1 protein-coding gene is annotated in these 434 nt (G+C 70.5%); it reads right to left on the minus strand.

What is annotated here, in order from left to right; all coding sequences use genetic code 11:
• The coding region (locus tag RM780_RS27700) for an SDR family oxidoreductase (RefSeq protein ID WP_311633647.1) at positions 1–434 on the minus strand (434 nt) is incomplete at both ends.

Consider the following 434-nt stretch of genomic DNA (forward strand, 5'->3'; position numbering starts at 1 on the left):
GAGCAGGCTCGTCGGGGCGACGCCCGGATGGGACAGGTTGCTCGTGAGGCCCCAGCCCTCGGCCCGGCCTCGCCGGTCGAGTTCGAGGCCGAAGAGGCCGAAAGCGATCTTCGACTGGCTGTAGGCCCCCATGCCGTTGTAGGAGCGCTCCCAGTTCAGGTCGTCCCAGTTGATCGCGTTCCGGTCCGCGGAGACGCTGATCTGAGAGGTCACCCGGGCCTGTCCGGCCTGGAGGAGGGGCAGCAGGCGTCCGACGAGGGCGAAGTGCCCGAGGTGGTTGGTGCCGAACTGCAGCTCGAACCCGTCGGCGGTGGTCTGCCGGTCGGGCGGGGTCATGACGCCCGCGTTGTTCACCAGGAGATGGATGGGCCGCCCCTCCTCGGCCAGGGAGCCGCCGAGCGCCGCGACGGAGTCCAGCGAGGACAGGTCGAGCG

The organism is Streptomyces boetiae (assembly GCF_031845405.1).
Classification (GTDB): Bacteria; Actinomycetota; Actinomycetes; order Streptomycetales; family Streptomycetaceae; genus Streptomyces; species Streptomyces boetiae.